At 38.9% G+C, this 18,766-nt stretch carries 16 protein-coding genes; 6 read left to right on the top strand and 10 right to left on the bottom strand.

From position 1 onward, the window contains the following. Positions 1-90: 90 nt before the first annotated feature. On the top strand, positions 91-2,685 hold the full coding sequence (locus tag H529_RS0103620; protein WP_022855196.1) for a calcium-translocating P-type ATPase, PMCA-type: 2,595 nt from the start codon (positions 91-93) through the stop codon (positions 2,683-2,685). Positions 2,686-2,710: 25 nt separating this feature from the next. On the opposite strand, the gene H529_RS0103615 is transcribed toward H529_RS0103620, so the two are convergent. After that, positions 2,711-3,469, bottom strand: a complete 759-nt coding sequence (locus H529_RS0103615) for an N-acyl homoserine lactonase family protein (protein ID WP_022855195.1) — start codon at positions 3,467-3,469, stop codon at positions 2,711-2,713. 86 nt (positions 3,470-3,555) lie between these two features. On the opposite strand from H529_RS0103615, the gene H529_RS12075 reads away from it, so the two are divergent. Next, positions 3,556-4,011 carry a single-stranded DNA-binding protein gene (locus tag H529_RS12075; RefSeq protein ID WP_022855194.1) on the top strand — a complete coding sequence of 152 codons (456 nt, stop codon included), beginning with the start codon at positions 3,556-3,558 and terminating at the stop codon, positions 4,009-4,011. Between the two features lie 6 nt (positions 4,012-4,017). Here the strand turns inward: H529_RS12075 and hemA are convergent, their stop codons facing one another. The 9 genes from hemA to H529_RS0103565 form a co-directional block, all read right to left on the bottom strand. Beyond that, complete coding sequence (gene hemA, locus H529_RS0103605; RefSeq protein ID WP_022855193.1) at positions 4,018-5,436, bottom strand: glutamyl-tRNA reductase; 1,419 nt, start codon at positions 5,434-5,436, stop codon at positions 4,018-4,020. Further along, a complete protein-coding gene (locus tag H529_RS11170) occupies positions 5,426-6,253 on the bottom strand; it encodes a cytochrome C assembly family protein (RefSeq protein WP_022855192.1) in 828 nt (275 codons plus the stop codon). Before H529_RS11170 ends, hemA begins: the two co-directional genes overlap by 11 nt. Positions 6,254-6,262: 9 nt before the next feature. Further along, complete coding sequence (locus H529_RS0103595; protein WP_022855191.1) at positions 6,263-6,670, bottom strand: universal stress protein; 408 nt, start codon at positions 6,668-6,670, stop codon at positions 6,263-6,265. 72 nt (positions 6,671-6,742) lie between these two features. Then, entirely contained in the window at positions 6,743-7,858 is a 1,116-nt protein-coding gene (locus tag H529_RS0103590) for an ABC transporter permease (protein WP_022855190.1), read from the bottom strand. A 10-nt stretch (positions 7,859-7,868) separates the two neighbouring features. Next, positions 7,869-8,978: an ABC transporter permease gene (locus H529_RS0103585; protein WP_022855189.1), complete on the bottom strand. Its 1,110-nt coding sequence runs from the start codon at positions 8,976-8,978 to the stop codon at positions 7,869-7,871. 5 nt (positions 8,979-8,983) lie between these two features. Then, positions 8,984-10,684, bottom strand: coding sequence for an ATP-binding cassette domain-containing protein (locus tag H529_RS0103580; protein WP_022855188.1), 1,701 nt, complete (start codon positions 10,682-10,684; stop codon positions 8,984-8,986). Beyond that, positions 10,669-11,616: an HlyD family secretion protein gene (locus H529_RS0103575; protein WP_022855187.1), complete on the bottom strand. Its 948-nt coding sequence runs from the start codon at positions 11,614-11,616 to the stop codon at positions 10,669-10,671. The genes H529_RS0103580 and H529_RS0103575 overlap by 16 nt, the downstream gene beginning before the upstream one ends. A gap of 55 nt (positions 11,617-11,671) precedes the next feature. Then, the gene (locus H529_RS0103570) at positions 11,672-12,424 is read right to left on the bottom strand and encodes a TlyA family RNA methyltransferase (protein ID WP_022855186.1); all 753 of its coding nucleotides are present in this window, start codon (positions 12,422-12,424) and stop codon (positions 11,672-11,674) included. Beyond that, positions 12,411-13,988: a sensor domain-containing diguanylate cyclase gene (locus H529_RS0103565; protein WP_022855185.1), complete on the bottom strand. Its 1,578-nt coding sequence runs from the start codon at positions 13,986-13,988 to the stop codon at positions 12,411-12,413. Before H529_RS0103565 ends, H529_RS0103570 begins: the two co-directional genes overlap by 14 nt. An 83-nt stretch (positions 13,989-14,071) precedes the next feature. Between H529_RS0103565 and H529_RS0103560 the strand changes: the two genes are divergently transcribed. The 4 genes from H529_RS0103560 to H529_RS09995 all read left to right on the top strand — a co-directional run. After that, positions 14,072-15,340, top strand: coding sequence for a glutamate-5-semialdehyde dehydrogenase (locus tag H529_RS0103560; RefSeq protein ID WP_022855184.1), 1,269 nt, complete (start codon positions 14,072-14,074; stop codon positions 15,338-15,340). Beyond that, positions 15,321-15,953 carry a nicotinate-nucleotide adenylyltransferase gene (gene nadD / locus H529_RS0103555; RefSeq protein WP_022855183.1) on the top strand — a complete coding sequence of 211 codons (633 nt, stop codon included), beginning with the start codon at positions 15,321-15,323 and terminating at the stop codon, positions 15,951-15,953. The genes H529_RS0103560 and nadD overlap by 20 nt, the downstream gene beginning before the upstream one ends. Positions 15,954-15,963: 10 nt before the next feature. Continuing rightward, entirely contained in the window at positions 15,964-18,531 is a 2,568-nt protein-coding gene (mutS, locus tag H529_RS0103550) for a DNA mismatch repair protein MutS (RefSeq protein ID WP_022855182.1), read from the top strand. Next, positions 18,528-18,766: LysM peptidoglycan-binding domain-containing protein (locus H529_RS09995; protein WP_033396784.1), on the top strand; the 239-nt coding region annotated here is incomplete at its 3' end. The genes mutS and H529_RS09995, both read left to right, overlap by 4 nt.

The raw sequence follows: 18,766 nt of genomic DNA, 5'->3' as shown, positions 1-18,766 counted from the left end.
TATCATACCATAAAAATTTTTTTTAAAAAAGGTATAAAATTTAGCTTCAAAATCTTCAAATTTTTAAACTTTAATTTTACAATCTTTCTCATGGAGTTTTATCAAAAAACCGCAGAAGAGATTTTAGAAGTTTTAAACACTGGTCCAACAGGTCTTTCAGAAAGGGAAGCTACCCAAAGGCTTGCGATTTATGGAAAAAACGTTTTGGAAAAGAAAAAGAAAAGATCTCCTTTAAATTTATTTTTGAGTCAGTTTAAAGATTTTCTTGTTTTTATCCTTGTGGTAGCTGCCTTTATTTCTGGTTTTTTAGGAGAGCTGATAGATACGGTTACCATAATTGTTATTCTTTTAATAAACGGTCTTATCGGCTTTATCCAGACCTATAGAGCAGAAAAGGCAATGGAAGCCCTTTCAAAGATGCTTTCTCTTTATGCCGTGGTGATAAGAGACGGAAAGATTAAAAAAATCCCTGCCGAGGAACTTGTCCCAGGGGATATAGTTTTAATCGAGGCAGGAGAGGTTATCCCAGCAGACTTAAGGCTTTTAGAGGTCTATCAACTTAGGGTTGACGAATCTTTACTTACCGGTGAATCTGTCCCTGTTTCAAAACAGGTTGACCCAATTATAGGAGAAAAATTGCCTGTATCTGAACAGAAAAACATGGTTTTTAAAGGGACTTTTGTCACCAGCGGAAGGGGAAAGGGAGTGGTGGTTGCCACGGGAATGAATACTGAGCTTGGAAAAATTGCAAAGATGGTTCAACAGGAAGACCCTAAGACCCCGCTTCAGAAAAGGCTTGCTGATTTTGGAAAAAAACTTGGTGTAGCCATCCTTTTTATTTGTTTGCTTATTTTTATTCTTGGGGTTTTAAGAGGTGAAGAACCCTTAAGGATGATTCTTACCTCGGTTGCTTTAGCTGTGGCTGCTGTTCCTGAGGCCTTGCCAGCGGTAGTTACCATCACCCTTGCCCTTGGTGCCAAAAAAATGGTTGCTCTAAATGCTCTTGTAAGAAATTTGCCTGCAGTAGAAACCTTAGGTTCGGTAACCTTTATCTGTACAGATAAAACCGGCACTTTAACCCAAAATAAAATGACAGTAAGAGAGGTTTTTTCGTTTGAAAAACAGACCAACTATCTTTTTTTATGTATGGCTTTAAATAACGATATCAGGCTTACAGAGGAAGGTAAGCCTACCGGAGACCCTACAGAAATTGCCCTTTATGAATATGCGAAAGAGAATCATTTTGAAAAAGCCCAACTTCAGAAAAAGTTGCCTCGGGTGTTTGAAATTCCCTTTGACCCAAAAAGAAAGGCTATGACCACGGTTCATAAAAAAGAAAACGGGTATCTTGTTTTCACCAAAGGCAGTTTAGAAACTATCCTTGAAAAGTCAGCTTTTATTCTGTTTGAGGACAAGGTAGTTCCTCTTACAGAAGAAATAAAAAAAGAGATCTCTGGCAAGGCTTTAGAGTTTGCTAAAAAAGGTATGAGAGTGTTAGCCTTTTCATATAAGGAAATCCCTGAGCTTTTTGAAACCGAAACTCTGGAAAGCAAGCTTATTTTTCTTGGGTTTTGTGGAATGATCGACCCACCGAGAAAAGAGGTAAAGGAGGCTATAGCTCTCTGTAAGTCTGCAGGAATAAAGGTGGTGATGATCACAGGAGACCATCCTGTAACTGCCTGGGCTATCGCTGAAGAACTTACCATCGTTGAAAAAGATGATCCTTTAGATAGTGCGCTGATTACAGGGAAAGAATTAGAGGAGATGTCTTTAGAAGATTTTGAAAAAAGGGTAGAGAAGATAAAGGTTTATGCAAGGACTTCTCCTGAACAAAAGTTAAAGATTGTAAAGGCATTGCAGGACAAAGGGCAGTTTGTGGCCATGACAGGTGATGGAGTAAACGATGCTCCTGCTTTGAAAAAGGCAGACATAGGGGTTGCCATGGGAAGTGGCACAGAAGTAGCTAAAGAGGCAAGTGATTTGATACTTCTTGATGATAACTTTGCTACCATTACCCAAGCGGTAAAAGAGGGAAGAAGAATCTATGATAACATAAGAAAGTTTGTAAAATACACCATGACCAGCAACTCCGGAGAAATCTGGACGGTAGGATTAGCTCCCTTTTTAGGGCTTCCTTTACCTCTTTTACCGGTTCATATACTTTGGATAAATTTGATTACAGATGGCCTTCCAGGGATTGCTTTATCAGGAGAAAGAGAGGAAAAAGACGTAATGCAAAGACCTCCCAGACATCCTAAAGAAAGTCTTTTTGCCCATGGACTTGGAATTCATATAGTCTGGGTGGGATGGTTGATGGGAGTAGTTTGTCTTTTTATTCAGGGGTTAGCCATAAAATACAACTTACACTGGCAAACCATGGTGTTTTCTGTCTTGTGCTTAAGCCAGTTGGGACATGCTCTTGCGATAAGGTCTGAAAAGGAGTCTCTTTTTAAGATAGGGTTGTTTTCTAATAAGCCGCTTTTTTATACCATAGTTTTTAGCGTTTTTTTACAACTGGGTATAATCTACTGTCCCCTTTTTAATAAACTTTTCCACACCCAACCCCTATCCTTAAGAGAGTTAATCATTACCTTTGGAGCCTCATCTATAGTGTTTATAGCTGTAGAAATAGAAAAGCTTATAAAAAGGCGATATAAAGGGATCAGTACCAAATTTAAGGCTTAAACATTTAAAATTTTTACTTTAGCCTTTAAGGAATGGTTTCTAAAGAGGAAAACCTTGGTTCATGTAGCGGGATTAAAATATCTACCGTATTTTTAAATTTTACCATCTGATCATAGGCTAAATAAGGGTCTATGTTGGTGCCAGGAGGGATAACCTCCATTCCCATGGCTTTTATTTTACTTGGAGGTTCAAAATTTTCCTGAATCACACAAAATCCGGTTATTCCTACAAGCCCTTTTTCTGTGTTGATGATAACACTCATACCACCTTTGGTATGAGCAGGGGTGTGCACCATGGTAATTCCAGGGGCTACCTCAAACACCTCTTCTTTTATATGGACCATCTGGCCTGCCTGGTCTATCTCTTCTATAAACTCAGCCATGTATCTAAAGTCTAAAGGATGAGGATTGTAGGCAGATTGAAACTCTAACTCATGGGCATAAAAGGTTGCATTGACACATTTGAAATCGTTTTCACAATGATCGTTATGAAGATGGGTATGAATGACCATGTCTATATCTTTAGGAGAAAGTCCCCATTTAGCAAGCCCTTCTTCAAATTTATAGATCTTTCCACCGATAGCCTGTTCTCTAAAATCAGATTGTATTACCTCAAGAAGACCTGTATCTATAAGGATAACTTTGTCTGAACCTTCGATCAACCAACAATAGATCGGGATAACATATTCCCTTCCATAATCATGTTGATAGGTCATCATTCCTTTATCGAAAACCTTGGTCCCAACCACGATAGGATGAATTTTATAAAACGGACCTTTTGTCATGGTTTGCTCCTTGGCTTTGTTGATTTTTCATAATTAAAAATTATATATAAGGTTGCAAAATGAGAAAAGGGGGTTAATATTTAATTATGAGTATAAATAAGGTTATTTTAATAGGAAGGTTAGGGGCTGACCCTGAGATTAGGTATACGGTTGATGGTAAACCTGTGGTCAGCTTTAGGTTGGCTACCAACGAGGTAATCGTAAGGAACGGAGAAAAAGAGGTCCTTACTGAATGGCACAGAGTGGTTGCTTTTGGTCGGCTGGCAGAGATCTGCGGAGAATATCTAAGCAAAGGGTCTCAGGTCTACATAGAAGGTAAACTTAGAACCCGCAAGTTTGAAGATAAACAGGGTATGCAAAGATATGTTACAGAAATTGTGGCTCAAAACATGCAGATTTTAGATAAAAAGTCCCAAAGCCCTGATGATGCTACTAAATCCTATCCTGTTGAAACCTCTCCCAAAGTCTCTAAAAAAGCTACCGATTTAGAACTCGATGCTTTAGAAGAACCTTTGATCGACGAAGAGGATATTCCCTTTTAGTCTTATTTATTGAAACAATACTTTTTTACGAGAAGGGTCTATCTGTTGTTTTTCTTCCTTTTTGGATAATTCTTCTTTGGTTTGGTCTAAAATTTCTAAGTTTTCTGGTTGCTTAAACTGAGTTTCAATTTCATTCTCTAAGTTGTCGAGTTCAAACATCTGTCTTATTATGCCTATAGCCTTGCTTCCTTTTTCGTGATGGTCTTTTTTGATATACTTGATAGGGTAGTAAATGATTTTTTGGACCAGAGACTGGGTTAAAACTTCTAAATGTTGTTTTTCTTCCTCAGAGAGGTTTTTAAGTTTTTTTAGGGTTTTTGCTAGTTCGTTTTGTCTTAGTTGTTCCATCTTTTCACTGAGGGTTTTGATAGTAGGATGCAACTCCATTTGCTTGAGCCATTTTTTAAACTTGAAAACCTCTTCTTCGATGATAACTTTTGCCCTTAAGGCTTCTTTTTTACGTTCTTGAAAGTTTTCCTCTACTACCTCTTTTAGGTCGTCTATGTTGTAAACATAGACGTTTTCCAACTGATTAACCTCAGGTTCCACATCTCTTGGAACAGCTATATCTATGATAAAAAGGGGTCGAAATTTTCTTGGTTTTAAGATAGAAGCAACCATCCTTTTGGTAATTACAAAAGAGGGGGCACCTGTAGAGGAAATAACCACGTCTGCCTTGGTAAGTACATAAGGCAGTTCTTCCAAACTATAAGCTTCTCCTTTAAACCGGTCAGCAAGCTCAACAGCCTTAGAAATGGTTCGGTTGGCGATCAATACCTTTTTTATCCCGGCTGAGATAAAATGCATACAGGCAAGTTCTGCCATCTCTCCTGCACCTACCAGTAAAACCACCTTTTGTTTGAGACTCCCAAGGATTTTTTTAGCAAGCTCACAGGCAGCATAGCTTATAGAGACAGCTCCTCCTCCTATGCCAGTTTCAGTCCTAACCCTTTTGGCAACAAAAAAACATCTGTGCAAAAGACGATTGAGCACAATTCCTGAGGTTTTATGGAAAAGTGCTTTTTGATACGCCTCTTTTACCTGTCCTAAAATTTGAGGTTCTCCTAATACAAGGGAATCAAGCCCACAGGCTACCTCAAAAAGATGCTTTACTGCCTCGTCGTTTTCTAACTGATAAAAGTGTTTTTTAATCTCCTCTTGTTTGACTCCTACCTCTTTTTCAAAAAAAGAAAATAGTTCAGATAAAAACAGATCTTTTTGTGTGTTTTCTAACACAAAACAAAATTCAACCCTGTTACAGGTAGAAAGAAAATAGGCTTCTTTAAAGCTTAATCCCTCGTTTTTTAGCTTTTCAAGGGGAAAGACTGAGCTATCTTTAAAAGAAAGTTTTTCCCTTATTTCTACCGGTGCGGTTTTATGGTTTAGTCCTACCAGAAGGATGGTCATCTTAAGGTCAAGACCCATAGGTGTGAAACCCCTTGGTAAACAAATTTATCACAAAGAAGCTTAAAAACCAAATCCCGAACCCTAAAATAAACATCTTAGCAGACCTTTTTCCTCTCCAGCCTATGACTACCCTTTGATGGATAAGCACCGCATAAAGCAACCACAACACCAGAGAAAAAACCTCCTTTGAAGACCATCTCCAGTAGTCCCCAAAAACAAAGTTGCTCCATACAGCCCCGGTGATTATCGAGATAGAAAGAAAAAGAAACCCAAGATAAAGGGAGATTTCACTCGCCCGGTCTAAATACTCTAAAGGAGGAAGTTTTTTGTAAAAAAGACCTAAAGATTTTTTTTTGATCTCTCGTTCTTGCAAAATATACATGATCGAAGTGGTAAGACCAAAAAGTAAAAAGGCATGAGAGATTAGTCCTGAGAATCCATGTATAGGAAACCAAAGGTTATAAAAATAAGGGGAAAAGGGAGAAACCTTGCCAGAAGAGAAAAAAAGGCTTAAAAGAAGACATCCTATCACCCAGGGGAGGATAAAAAAACCTACGGTGTAAAGTTTTACCTGGCTTAAAAAAGAAAAGCCAAAATAAACTAAAACAAGGCCCCAGGCTAAGAAGTTTAAAACTTCTTTGAAGGTTAAGATCTTTAAAACCGCTATCTCGTAAGCCTTTATCCCCCAAAATACGGTGTGTAAAAAAAACCCTAACCCCAAGACGATTTGGGCGTATTTTAACGCCTCTTTCTTAAGGGTTTTAAAATAAAAATAAAAACCTATCCAGGAAATAAAGTAAACCAAAAAATACAGGTCAAAAAGTAGGTCACCCATTAAACGGCATTACTTTTTTTTAGCGATATAGATAGAACAGGGAGCAAAGTTAACCACCTTAGCAGCGGTAGAACCAAGGGTATATCTGATGATGTCAGGTCTTACCCCTCTTGCTCCCATTATCAAAAGGTCAGGTTCTTCTTGTTCTACAAAGTTTAAGATAGCCTCAGCTACGGAAAAATCAACCAATACTTCCTGTCTCACTTTATAGCCGTTTTTTACCTCTTTAGCTACCTCTTCTAACAAGGCTTTAGCCTTTTCTACGGCTTTAGCCTCTTCTTCCTTAGACATTTCTTCTCTTTTTCTTACCACGTTTAAAAGAATAATTTCATCTAAGGTCTCTTTTAGAAAAGTAAGAGCCATCCTTAATCCTTCTTTAGCGTCGGCTGAACCGTCGTAAGCTACCACTATTTTCATAATTACCTCCTCTTTAGGATAGGATTTTTATTATTTTAGCACGAAAAACTATTTTAATCAAATTTAAAAACTTTATTTAGCAAAACTTTTCCTAAATCTTAAGCCTGATAAAAGAAAGATTACCCCTCCTACGGCTGAGATCCCTAAGATGTCTTTCCAGAGATACTCTATCACCACCCCTTTAAGCAAAACCCCGTATCCAAACTCTAAATAATACCTCATCGGAGAAAGGAGACTTAAAGTTTTTATGGCAGGGTGCATGGCCTCTGGTGGAGTCCAGGCTCCTGAAATCATCAGCATCGGAACTAGAATCACGACAATTACCATCATCGCTTGAGAGAGGTTATTAACCAGCGTTGCAATGGCTATACCAAGGGAAGACATGGCAAACACATAAAGACAGGTGACCGAAAAAAATAAAACGATGTTTCCTTTTATCGGGACCTTAAAAACGCCTTTTACCATGATAAATAAACTAAGCAAGGATAAAACACCGATTACAGCTACCGTAGGAATAATCTTGGCTAAAAAAACCTCCCAGGTTTTTACAGGGGTTATCAAAAGTTGTTCGATGGTACCATATTCTTTTTCTCTTATCAAAGCTGAGGCACTGATAAGAAGGGAAACCATCGTTGTCATGTTAAAAAGTTCAAGGAGACTCATAAACCAGGTACTAAGATGGTTAGGGTTAAAAAAGCTGCGAAGTTTTGCTTCTACCTGAGGTATCCTTAAGGTTTTCTGATAAACCGAAAAGTCTAAGATCTCTAAAGAATATTCATGAGCTATGGTTGATACATAAGAAATAGCCATGGTAGAGGTCATCGACATGGTGCCATCAATGATAACCTGGATTTTTCCCTTTTTTTGCTTGACATCAGTCTCAAACTCAGGAGGTATGACTATAGCCATAGAGGCTTTACCTTTATCCAGCCATTCTACTACCTCTTTGTCAGAGTTAACATACGCTACTATCCTGAAATGGGGAGGTCTTATCTTAGATAAGAATTCTCTACTTTCAGGACTTTTGCTTTGGTCTAATACGATGGTTGCAAAGTTTCTTACCTCAAGCGTTATCCCTTTACCCCCTGTATAAACCACCCCAGTAAAGGCATAGACTAAAACGATTAACAAAATCCTGTCTCTGAAAAGCTGAAGAAATTCTTTTTTGATTAACGTTATAAGCCTCATAAAGGTTATCCTAAAGTTTTTTCTTAAAGTTTAAGATGGTAGCCAGATAGACCACAGAAGCATACAAAAAAAGGCTCAGGATGTTGGATATAAAATAATGAAAAGGCAGTCCCTTTAGATAGATTCCTCTTACGATGTCTAAAAAATAGGTTGCAGGAATCACCCTGCTAACAAGTTTTCCGCTAAACTCCATACTACTCACAGGATAAAGAAATCCTGAATAAAGATAGGTAGGAATTACGGTGGTGATAAAGGCAAGAAGCATAGCGGTAATTTGGGTTTTGGTAATGGTAGAGATAAAAAGTCCAAGACCAACGGTGCAAAAAAGATAGAGGATACTTGCTAAGGAAAGGACGATAAAATTTCCGATAAATTTGGTTTGGAAGATAAAAACCGTAATGGCAAAAAGTATCAAGTAGGTAAGAAAACAGACGGAAACATAGGGGATAGCTTTACCAAATATGATTTCCCATCTTTTAGCAGGAGAGGTGTAATAGTTAAAAATACTTCCGAATTCTTTCTCTCTTACTACTACCAAGCAACTGAGGAGCACCGGATAAAAACAAAGGGTGGTTACCAACATCCCTGGCATGATAAAGTTTTTGCTCTCAAGGGCAGGGTTATACCAGGCTCTTATTTCTAACTCTATGGGAAATTTTAAGGAGTTTCGGTCTTCAAGGAGTTTTTGGTTAAAAAGTGTGTTTATGGTACTCATATAACCTTTTACTACCTCTGCTCTACTTGGATAGGTGCCGTCGATAAGCACCTGTACCTCGTTTTTTTCTTTTTTATAAAGTTTTTGTGAGAAATCAGGTGGTATGATCACTACCGCTCTTACCTTAGCAGAGTTCAACAGGTCTTCAGCTTCTTGATAGTTGTCTGCCAGGGTATAAAGCTTGAAGTACTCAGAGTTCACAAAACTATCTATGTAGTCTCTGCTTAGTTTACTGCGATCATAATCAAGAAAGGCCACAGGGAGTCCTTTTACATCCAGGTTTAACCCATATCCTAATAAAAACATCACTATCACAGGGACTACAAACACAAAGGTAAGGTATAGTTTGTCTTTTATAAGCTCGGTAAATTCCTTTTTGGTTATTCCTATCAGTCTTTTTAACATCGCTTCTATGGGTTTTCCTTCAGGTCTTTTAAGATAAAGTCTACAAAAGCCTCTTGTAAAGGAGGGAGACTTATTTCAACTGAATATTCCTCAATACCTCCTGCTTTTAAAACCTCGGAAATTCTTGGTTGGTCTTTTTCAGGGGTAAAGGTTCTTAAAAAAAGTTTGTTTCCGTAAAAATAAAGATTAGGAAATTTGTCTTTTAACAGGGTATAGGCTTCTTTAAACCTTGGGGTTTTTATTTTAAGGAGTTTACCTGCGAGGGTTTCAGAGGTGATTTTTAGTTCTTCGGGAGTGCCAACTGCAATAAGCCTTCCTCGGTTCATAAGCCCGATCCTGTCGCAATTTTCTGCTTCATCCATATAATGGGTAGAAACGATAACAGTTATGCCTTTTTCTCTTGAAAGATAGTAAATGATCTCCCAGAAGGATCTTCTTGCTACAGGGTCTACTCCAGAGGTTGGTTCATCTAAAAACACGATCACAGGGTTATGCAAGATGGCACACATAAGGGCAACCCTTTGTCTTATCCCAAAAGGGACATCTTTAACAAGTCTTTCTTCCCAGGAAGAAAGCCCAAGCTTATTTAAAAGCTCGGTAAAATTTTGTCCTTTTATTCCGTAGAGCCCGGCATAAAGATTGACATTTTCCATCACCGTCAGGTCTCTGTAAAGGGAGAATTTTTGAGACATGTATCCTATTAGCTGCCACACCTTAGCTCTTTCTCTTTTTACATTATACTCTGCGATAAAGATATCCCCTTCGGTAGGTTCTAAAAGTCCGCACATCATCTTGATTAACGTAGTTTTCCCTGCACCGTTAGGACCAAGAAGCCCTAAAATTTCACCTTTTTTGACCTCCAAGCTTACCTTATCCACCGCTTTAAACTTTCCAAAAGCCTTGGTCACCTTATCACAGACAAGCAAGGTCTCTTCTGAGGTAAAGCTTAAAGAAGGTTTTTGTAAAGGCTTGGGAGGTTCTTTTGAAATCACAGAGACGAAAGTTTGCTCTAAATCTGAAAACTCTTCGGGTTTACCTTGAAGTAAGATTTTACCCTGATGGATTAGGGCTATTCGTTGGCACCGTTCTGCCTCATCCATGTAAGAGGTGGTTAAAAGAACGGTAATGTTTCTTTCCTGAACCAACGTTTGCAGAATTTTCCAGAAGTCCTGTCTTGAAAGTGGGTCAACTCCTGTTGTAGGTTCGTCAAGGTAGATGATGTCTGGCAGGTGTAGTAAAGTGCAGACTAACGCAAGTTTTTGTCGCATACCCCCTGAAAGGGCTTTAGCCGGTCTTGATAAAAAAGGTTTAAGCCTGGTAATCTCTAAAAGGATTTCTTTGTTTTTTTGAAATACCTCTTCTGGGATTTCCCTTAGGTTGCGGAAAAAATTTATGTTTTCTTCTATGGTGAGGTTGTCATAAAGGTTTAATCCAAGCCCCTGAGGCATATATCCGATAAATTTTTTTACCTTTTCAGGGTCTCTGGTAACGTCTATACCGTTTACGTAGGCTTTACCAGAGGAAGGAGTTAAGACTCCTGCAAGGATTTGGACGATGGTGGTTTTTCCTGCTCCGTCAGGTCCTATCAGACCAAAGACTTCTCCTTTTTTTACCTCAAAGGAAACATTGTCTACGGCTAAAACTTTCTTATAAAACTTGGAGAGGTTTTCAACCTTAAGAACAGGCTCGTCTAAGGTTTTACCCATTCTGCCTTTGGGTCTGTTTTTATTACCACGTCTGCCGGCATCCCAGGTTTTAAAAGCCCTTCTGGGTTTTCTACCGAGACCTCAGCTCCAAAAACAAGTTTTACCCTTTCTTCCTTGGTTTCTACGTTTTTAGGGGTAAATTCGGCTTTTTCATAGACCCTGGTTAAAGTTCCGTTGAAATAGCGGTTAGGATAGGCGTCTACATACACCCTTGCAGGTTGGCCCAGTTTTACCTTCCCAACCTCTGGTTCAGGGATATAAACCTTGATATAAAGGTTTTGAAGGTTTACCATCGTATAGATAACTTGCCCTGGGTTTACGACTTCTCCTTCTTCAGCTACCCTTGAAAGGATAACCCCGTCTGAAGGGGCATAGATTTTGGTTTCCTTGTAAGCAACTTCTATTTCCTTAACTTTTTGTAGGGCTGACAGATACTTAGCCTTGGCCTGGTTGATGTAACGTTGATTTACCTTAAGTTCTGACAGGGCTGTTTTGTACTCCAGTTCTGCAACCTCAAGGTCTCTTTTAGAAACCAAACCTTCCTGGTATAGTTTTTTATATCGTTCAAGGTCTCTTTTGGCTTGTTCAACTCGGGATTGGGATTTAACAAGATAGTTTTCTGCCATAAGGATGGTTTCTTCTGCTGAACGAACCTCGTTTTGAGCTGCTTGAAGCTGGGCAAAGTATTCATCAGGGCGAAGCTCTGCAAGAAGCTCTCCTTTTTTTACCGGGTCGCTTTCTCTTTTGTAAAGCTTTATCACCCTTCCTTGAATTTTTGTGCCAAGGTTGATCTCTTTTCCTTCAACCCTTCCGTGTAAGATAAGAACCCCTGGAGGGGTCTTTTGCCTGTTAACGTACCAGAAAATCCCACCTGCGAATAATCCTAAAAATAGAACGAAAAATAGCAGCTTTGTCTTAAAACTGAGGTTCATATCTCAAACATTATATACTTTTTAGCCAAGATGTGCAACAGTAGAAAAACAGGTTTTAGGTATGCAGACCAAGTAAAATAAAAAACTCTTTGTTTCCTTTAGGTCCAAGGATAGGGCTTTGAGCTACTCCTAAAGGTAAAAATCCTAAAGAGATAGAAAAGTCCCAGATTTCATCTACCACTTTTTTATGGACCCAGGGGTCTTTAACCACCCCTTTTTTAAGAAGTTTAGGCCCTACCTCAAATTGAGGTTTAATCAGGGCTAAGACCTTTCCTTCTGGTTTAAGAAGGGGCGGTGTAACCGGAAGGATTTTTTTTAGAGAAATAAAGGATACGTCTATGGTAATCAGGTCCATTTTTTCAGGAAACATCTCCGGGGTAAGATATCTGGCGTTTATTTCTTCCTTAGGTATAACCCTTGGGTCGTTTCTTAAAAGAGGATGGAGTTGGCCTTTACCTACGTCTACAGTATATACTTTTTTAGCTCCTTTTAGTAAAAGGCAGTGGGTAAACCCACCAGTTGAGGCACCTATGTCTAAGCATACAAACCCTGTGACATCTATCTGAAAGGCTTCAAGGGCTCCTTCAAGCTTTAGCCCTCCTCGAGAAACATAAGGTATAGGTTCGTCAACTCTTAAAAATACTTCACATGAAAGGGTTTGCCCTGGTTTTTCTACCCTGATCCAGTTTTTTTCGTCCTTTGACCACCAGACTTTACCTGCCATGATCAGGGCCTGAGCCTTTTCTCTGGTCTCAGCAAGCCCTTTTTCTACCAAGAGTTTGTCTGCTCTGAGTTTATGCTGTTTCAATTTCTTTATCGATCACCATCGAAAGGATTCTTCTTTGTTGTTTTTCTTTGAGTATCTCAAGCCCTTTTTCTAAAGCCCTAAGAATAAGTTCTACATTAGGATCGGTTTTAGGGTTTATTTGCTTAGGATCGTAGGTGATGGCTACGATGAAAGCAGATTTTTTAAGGTTAAAGGCTTTATAAGAGAGGTTTTCCAGAGTTTGTAAGAGTTTTCTTGCTACCACCATCGCACCGGAGAGTGGGGTTTCAGGAAGGATAATCCCAAAACGATATGGATTTTTAAGTTTAGCTATCACGTCAACCCTTCTTAACCTGCTGGCTAAGTTTTCAGCCACTAATTTAATAAACTTTTCTTCTTCTTTTAGACTTTGAGTCTCTGCAATTTCTTCGCCTTTTTCTATTTCAAAGAAAAGGACGCTAAAAATTCGTCGATATCTTTTGGCCCTTAAAAACTCTTCTTTAAGTCGTAAAAGAAAGTATTCTTCATTATAAAGTTTGGTTATAGGGTCAAAAAAGGTTTGTTTTTTTAAGGCTTCTTCTGTCTTTTCAAGTTGTTTGAGTAAAAGTTCCTTTTCTCGTAAAACTCTGGCTAATTCTTGTTTATAAATCTCAAGCAGTTTCTTTTCTTCCTTCTCTTGTTCTTCGATCTTCTGAAGTTGTTCTTTGATTTTTTTTTCCTTTTTTTTAATCCATTCAGTATAGGGGATAAGTTTGTAGGTCTCATACCCTAAGATTTCATAAAACTGGTTGATAAATCCAGGAAGGGAATCAAGTAAAACCGTCGCCTCTGTTTGAGAAAGGTTTAAAACTTCTTGGCAAACCTCTTGAAACTTTTGGTATTTATGTTCTTTTTTGGTGCTAAAATAGGCCCCTATACCTGAGTCTATCAAGTTTAAAATTTTTATGTCATAAAGCACATCCTGAGGAATTTCTTCGGGAAGGCCGGTGATACGGTGATGATGATAGAGGTCAAGCACAAACCTTCTTGGGAAATTATAGTTTTCAAAGTATTCTGCACCTATGGTTGCATGGTCAACCCCAAAAACTTCTCTTTCGGCATCCAGGGTAGTTTTCCCTAATTTTTTAAGTTTTAAGACCTGTAAGTATCCTTCAGGATAGACCTGATATAAAACCAGTACTCCGTAGTCCATCAAAAAAGAGGCTACGTGTAGATGGGTTGGGTAGTTTTCTATATGAGAGGTTAAAAGGTTAGATAAGCCAAGGTTAGCTATTGCCCTTGCCCAAAAAAGGTCAAAACTAAATTCGTTAAAGGTAGTTTTTTTCAGTTTGTGAGATAAAAAAGAAAGTACCAAAAGTTTAACCAGGTCCTCTCCTAAGATCAGGATTGCCTTCCTTAAATCTGAGACAGGAGGGTTGTCTTTCCTAAACTGAGGAAGGTTGGTGGTCTCTATGATAAACTTTTTAAGTTCTTGTCTTTCCTCGAGGAAATTTAAGAATTCCCTTTCTTCTTTTAATAAAAAGGTTTCAAGGGTTTCTTTGACTATGGAGGGAAGAGGGGGAAAGGGTTTTTTAGTAAGTTTTAATAGTCTGTCAAGCTCTCCCATTTTTGCGCTTTTAATATAAAATGATATCTAATGTATACTACCAAAAGATCGTCAAAAAAAAAGAGGATAAAGGAGGTTTTAAGATGGAAGGACAAAAAGATTTGAAAGAGGTAGTGTTAGAAATAGCTAAGAAGGCGAAGTCCGCCTCTAAAGCTCTTACCTCTCTTTCTTCTGGGGTGAAAAACGAGGTGCTAAAACGAGTAGCTCAGAAAATAAGAGAAAACAGGGAAGAATTAAAAAAGGTTAACGAAAAAGACGTAAACCAGGCCCTTTTGCAAGGGCATACCAAGGCTTTTATAGACAGGTTAACCCTTTCTGATAAGGTAATAGAGGCCATGGCTAAGGGGTTAGAAGAGGTTGCCCAACTTCCTGACCCTGTAGGTGAAGTGGTAAAGATGTGGAAAAGACCTAATGGCCTTATGGTAGGAAGGATGCGCATTCCTTTAGGGGTGATAGCTATCATCTATGAAAGCAGACCAAACGTTACCATAGATGCAGCTGGGCTTTGTTTCAAAAGTGGTAATGCCGTAATCTTAAGGGGAGGAAAGGAGGCTCTAAACTCTAACTTGGCACTGGCTGACCTTTTTAGACAAACTTTAAAAGAGTTTAACCTTCCTGAGGATGCGGTGCAGGTTATTCCAACCCCTGACAGAACTGCCATGGAGTATATGTTAGAGCTTGAGGAATATATAGATTTAGTCATACCCAGAGGTGGAGAAGGGCTTATCCGGTTTGTCACCGAAAAAGCCAGAATGCCTGTTATCAAACACTATAAAGGGGTTTGTCATGTGTATGTAGACGAGGAGGCCAACCTTGAAATGGCTAAAACGATTGCCATCAACGCTAAGTGCCAGAGACCAGGGGTATGTAACGCGATGGAAACTTTGTTAGTCCACGAAAAGATAGCCTCTAAATTTTTACCAGACCTTGCAGAAGAATACAAAAAATACGGGGTGGAGCTGAGAGGTTGCCCTGAAACCTTAAAACTTATTCCCTGGGCTAAACCAGCCACTGAAGAAGATTGGTATGCCGAGTACCTTGACCTTATCTTGGCTATAAAAGTGGTAAAAGATATAGATGAGGCGATAGAACACATCTCTAAATACGGAAGTAATCATACCGAAGCCATCGTCACAGAAAACTATTCTAAGGCTATGAAGTTTATCAAAGAGGTGGATGCAAGCCTGGTTTTGGTGAATGCCTCTACCAGGTTTAACGACGGAGGAGAGCTTGGTTTAGGTGCAGAGATAGGTATTTCTACGACCAAGATTCATGCCTATGGTCCTATGGGGCTTGAAGAGCTAACCACCACCAAGTTTATAGCCTTTGGTAATGGTCAAATCAGAACCTAAAAAAATCGGTATTTTAGGGGGGACCTTTGACCCCCCTCATTTAGCCCATTTAAGGGTTGCAGAAGAGGTAAGAGAAGCCTTTGGTTTACAGGAAGTATGGTTTATCCCCGCAGGATATCCTCCTCATAAAAAAGTAGAGACCCTTTCTTCGTTTGACCACAGGTTTAAAATGGTAAGCTTAGCGATAAAAGACAATCCTTTTTTTAAGGCCTTAGACATAGAAAAACACGTTAAACCTTCTTATACCTTAAAAACCCTAAAGAGATTAAATGCCTCTTACCCTGAGGTAGAATTTTTTCTGATAATAGGCTGGGACAGTTTTTATCAGTTTGAAACCTGGTGGAATTACCAGGAATTTTTGCAATACACTAACCTGGTGGTGGTTTCAAGGGGTTTAAAAGGGTCTGAGGCTTTAAAAGAGGCTTTTTTACAAAAGTTAAATCAACTCTGGGAAGATGACTTTTCTAAAGAAAGGGTATTTCTTTTAGAGGTTACTCCGTTAGACATCTCAAGTTCGATGGTTCGTTTTTTGGTTAAACATGGTCGTTCGGTAAGGTACCTTGTGCCTGAAGAGGTTTTAACCTATATTTTAGAGCATCAACTTTATCGATAAGAGGTTTTTGATGAGAGGTTCTGTTAAGGCTGAGATAACCCCGATGTTTAAACAGTATTTTGAGGTAAAGCATCAGTATCCTGATGCGGTACTTTTTTTCAGGCTTGGGGATTTTTATGAGATGTTTTTTGAAGATGCAGAGACAGTGGCCCCTCTCTTAGGGTTGGTTTTAACCAAAAGAGAGGCAGGAAAGGGGCTTACTGCCCCGATGTGTGGTGTTCCTGTAGAAAAAGCCCTTTTTTACATCCAGAAGCTGGTTGACCTTGGTTTTAAGGTTGCTATCTGCGAACAGGTTGAAGACCCTGCAACCTCTAAAGGGCTTGTCAAAAGAGAGGTAGTTAAGATCTATACTCCTGGTTTAATGGTAGACTTAGAACTTCCAGAAAAAAGTAAAACCTATCTTGCAAGCCTCTACTTAGATAAAAAAGCAGGACTTGCCTTTTTAGAGCTTTCCTGCGGCGAGTTTATCTTTACCGAGGTAAACAGAGAAACCTTTTTGTCTGAACTGTTAAAACGTGAACCAAGAGAAATCCTTTGTTTAGAGGAGTTTGCTGAGTCTGAATGGATCTCTCTTATCAAAGGTAGTCTTCCTAAGGTACATCTAAGTTTTTTAGACAAAAGAGCTTTTGGTTTAACCCAGGTAGAAGACCTTCTTAAACTTCCCTATTACGAGCGTTACCAGGAAGGGCTAAAAGCAGCTAACGCTATCTTAGTTTATCTACAGAACTATCAGCCCCATCTTTTAGATAAGATAGAAGCCCCGGTTTTTTACTATCCAGAGGAGTTTTTATTTTTGGATGAAGCCACCAAAAGAAACTTAGAACTGGTAAAAAACCTCTGGGATGGGTCTGAAAAATATTCTCTCTTTTGGGTGTTAGATGCTACGGTCACCCCGATGGGGGCAAGACTTCTCAAAGAATGGATAATTTATCCGTTGAGAGACATTAATCAGATCAAACTTAGACAAGAAGCTGTAAGTTTTTTGGTAGAAAAACCAGACTTAAGAGATGCCCTTAGAGAGGTTCTGAAAAAATTACCTGATTTAGAAAGGCTTTCTACCAAATGTAGTCTAAGGCTAATCAATCCTAAAGAGATGGCTCTTTTAAGGGATAGTTTAAAGTATCTTCCGGAGATAAAAGAGATCTTTTCTGAAATAGATCAACTTCCAAGACTTTTAAGAGACATCCTCTCTCAGTTAGGAGAGTTTACTGGGTTATATCAAAGACTTTGTGAGGTTTTGGTAGAAAACCCTCCTTATACTTTAAAAGACGGTGGGATCATAAAAAGAGGGATAGACCCCACCTTAGATGAACTGAGGGACCTAAAAGATCATGCCGTAGACTACCTTTCAGCCATAGAAAGAAAAGAGAGAGAAAAAACAGGGATTCCTAACTTAAGGATAGGGTATAACCGGGTTTTTGGTTATTATTTTGAGGTATCTAAAGGGAATGTTAGGCTTGTTCCCCCTTATTTTGAGAGAAAACAGACTTTAACCAACGTAGAAAGGTTTGTAACCCCAGAGCTAAAAGAGCTGGAACAAAAGATCATCACCGCCGAGGAAAAAATTAAAAATTTAGAGTATGAGTTGTTTTTAGGGTTGAGGGAAGAGGTAGCTCAGTATAAAGAGGATTTAAAAAGAACCAGTCTGGGGCTTGCTACCCTTGATGTGCTTGTTTCTTTAGCCAAAGTGGCAGTAGAAAATGACTATGTTTGCCCTGAGATTACCGAAGAAGAAGGGCTTTACATAGAAGAAGGAAGACATCCGGTTATAGAAAAGATCCAGGGGAAAGAAAGGTTTATCCCTAACTCTGTAGAATTAAAAAAGGATGAGGCTGTTCTTTTGGTGATTACCGGTCCTAACATGGGAGGAAAGTCTACTTATCTTAGGCAAACAGCCCTTATCGTCATCATGGCTCAGATGGGAAGCTTTGTCCCTGCAAAGTATGCAAGGCTTGGGGTTTTTGATAAGGTTTTTACCAGGATAGGGGCTGGGGATGAACTTGCTCGAGGTAAAAGTACCTTTATGGTAGAGATGAGTGAATGTGCCTATATCCTGAAAAACGCAACCAGCAAAAGCCTGGTGCTTCTTGATGAAGTGGGAAGAGGAACCAGCACCTATGATGGCATGTCCCTTGCATGGGCTATAGCAGAAAATTTGTACGAAAAAAAGGTTTTTACCTTGCTTGCAACCCATTACTTTGAGTTAACCGAGCTTGGTAAAATCTATACAGGAATCAAAAACTATCATGTAGCTGTTAAGGAATGGCAAGATGATATTATTTTTATGTATAAGGTTTTACCAGGGGCAGCTAACAAGTCTCATGGTATAGAGGTGGCAAAGTTGGCTGGAATTCCTCAAGAGGTGGTTGACAGAGCTAAAGAAATACTTTATAAATTAGAGAGAAAAAATCTTAAGGAACCAAGTGAAACAAAGATAGCTTCAAAGAGGGTTACTCAGTTGTCTATTTTTGACCGAGAACATCCTGTGCTTCAAAAGATAAGAAATTTAAACATAGAAGAGATAACCCCGATCGAAGCCTTAAACTTTTTGTGGGAGATTAAAAAAGAGTTAAAATGAAAAAGTTCAGGTTAACTCCAAAAAACTGGATTACGTTAATTTTTTTCTGGTCTTTTTTTCTTTTTTTGGTAGGAGGATTTTCTCAAGTAAAGGGGGCTACCAGGTCTTCTTCTACTCCTAAGGCCTCTAAAGAGTATGTTTACCACATCGTGAAAAAAGGCGAAACCTTAGAAAAAATAGCCAAGAAATATAACCTTTCTATAGCAGAGTTAAAGCGGCTTAATAACCTAAAAAA

The organism is Thermodesulfobacterium thermophilum DSM 1276 (assembly GCF_000421605.1).
GTDB classification, from domain to species: domain Bacteria; phylum Desulfobacterota; class Thermodesulfobacteria; order Thermodesulfobacteriales; family Thermodesulfobacteriaceae; genus Thermodesulfobacterium; species Thermodesulfobacterium thermophilum.
Note: the sequence above shows the minus strand (reverse complement) of the source record. Positions and strands in the feature narration are given on the sequence as shown.

Bases quoted from the DNA above. Each gene is read 5' to 3' on its own strand.
- H529_RS0103620 (WP_022855196.1), top strand. From the start codon at position 91: ATGGAGTTTTATCAAAAAACCGCAGAAGAGATTTTAGAAGTTTTAAAC.
- H529_RS0103615 (WP_022855195.1), bottom strand. From the start codon at position 3,469: ATGACAAAAGGTCCGTTTTATAAAATTCATCCTATCGTGGTTGGGACC.
- H529_RS12075 (WP_022855194.1), top strand. From the start codon at position 3,556: ATGAGTATAAATAAGGTTATTTTAATAGGAAGGTTAGGGGCTGACCCT.
- hemA (WP_022855193.1), bottom strand. From the start codon at position 5,436: ATGGGTCTTGACCTTAAGATGACCATCCTTCTGGTAGGACTAAACCAT.
- H529_RS11170 (WP_022855192.1), bottom strand. From the start codon at position 6,253: ATGGGTGACCTACTTTTTGACCTGTATTTTTTGGTTTACTTTATTTCC.
- H529_RS0103595 (WP_022855191.1), bottom strand. From the start codon at position 6,670: ATGAAAATAGTGGTAGCTTACGACGGTTCAGCCGACGCTAAAGAAGGA.
- H529_RS0103590 (WP_022855190.1), bottom strand. From the start codon at position 7,858: ATGAGGCTTATAACGTTAATCAAAAAAGAATTTCTTCAGCTTTTCAGA.
- H529_RS0103585 (WP_022855189.1), bottom strand. From the start codon at position 8,978: ATGTTAAAAAGACTGATAGGAATAACCAAAAAGGAATTTACCGAGCTT.
- H529_RS0103580 (WP_022855188.1), bottom strand. From the start codon at position 10,684: ATGGGTAAAACCTTAGACGAGCCTGTTCTTAAGGTTGAAAACCTCTCC.
- H529_RS0103575 (WP_022855187.1), bottom strand. From the start codon at position 11,616: ATGAACCTCAGTTTTAAGACAAAGCTGCTATTTTTCGTTCTATTTTTA.
- H529_RS0103565 (WP_022855185.1), bottom strand. From the start codon at position 13,988: ATGGGAGAGCTTGACAGACTATTAAAACTTACTAAAAAACCCTTTCCC.
- H529_RS0103560 (WP_022855184.1), top strand. From the start codon at position 14,072: ATGGAAGGACAAAAAGATTTGAAAGAGGTAGTGTTAGAAATAGCTAAG.
- nadD (WP_022855183.1), top strand. From the start codon at position 15,321: ATGGTCAAATCAGAACCTAAAAAAATCGGTATTTTAGGGGGGACCTTT.
- mutS (WP_022855182.1), top strand. From the start codon at position 15,964: ATGAGAGGTTCTGTTAAGGCTGAGATAACCCCGATGTTTAAACAGTAT.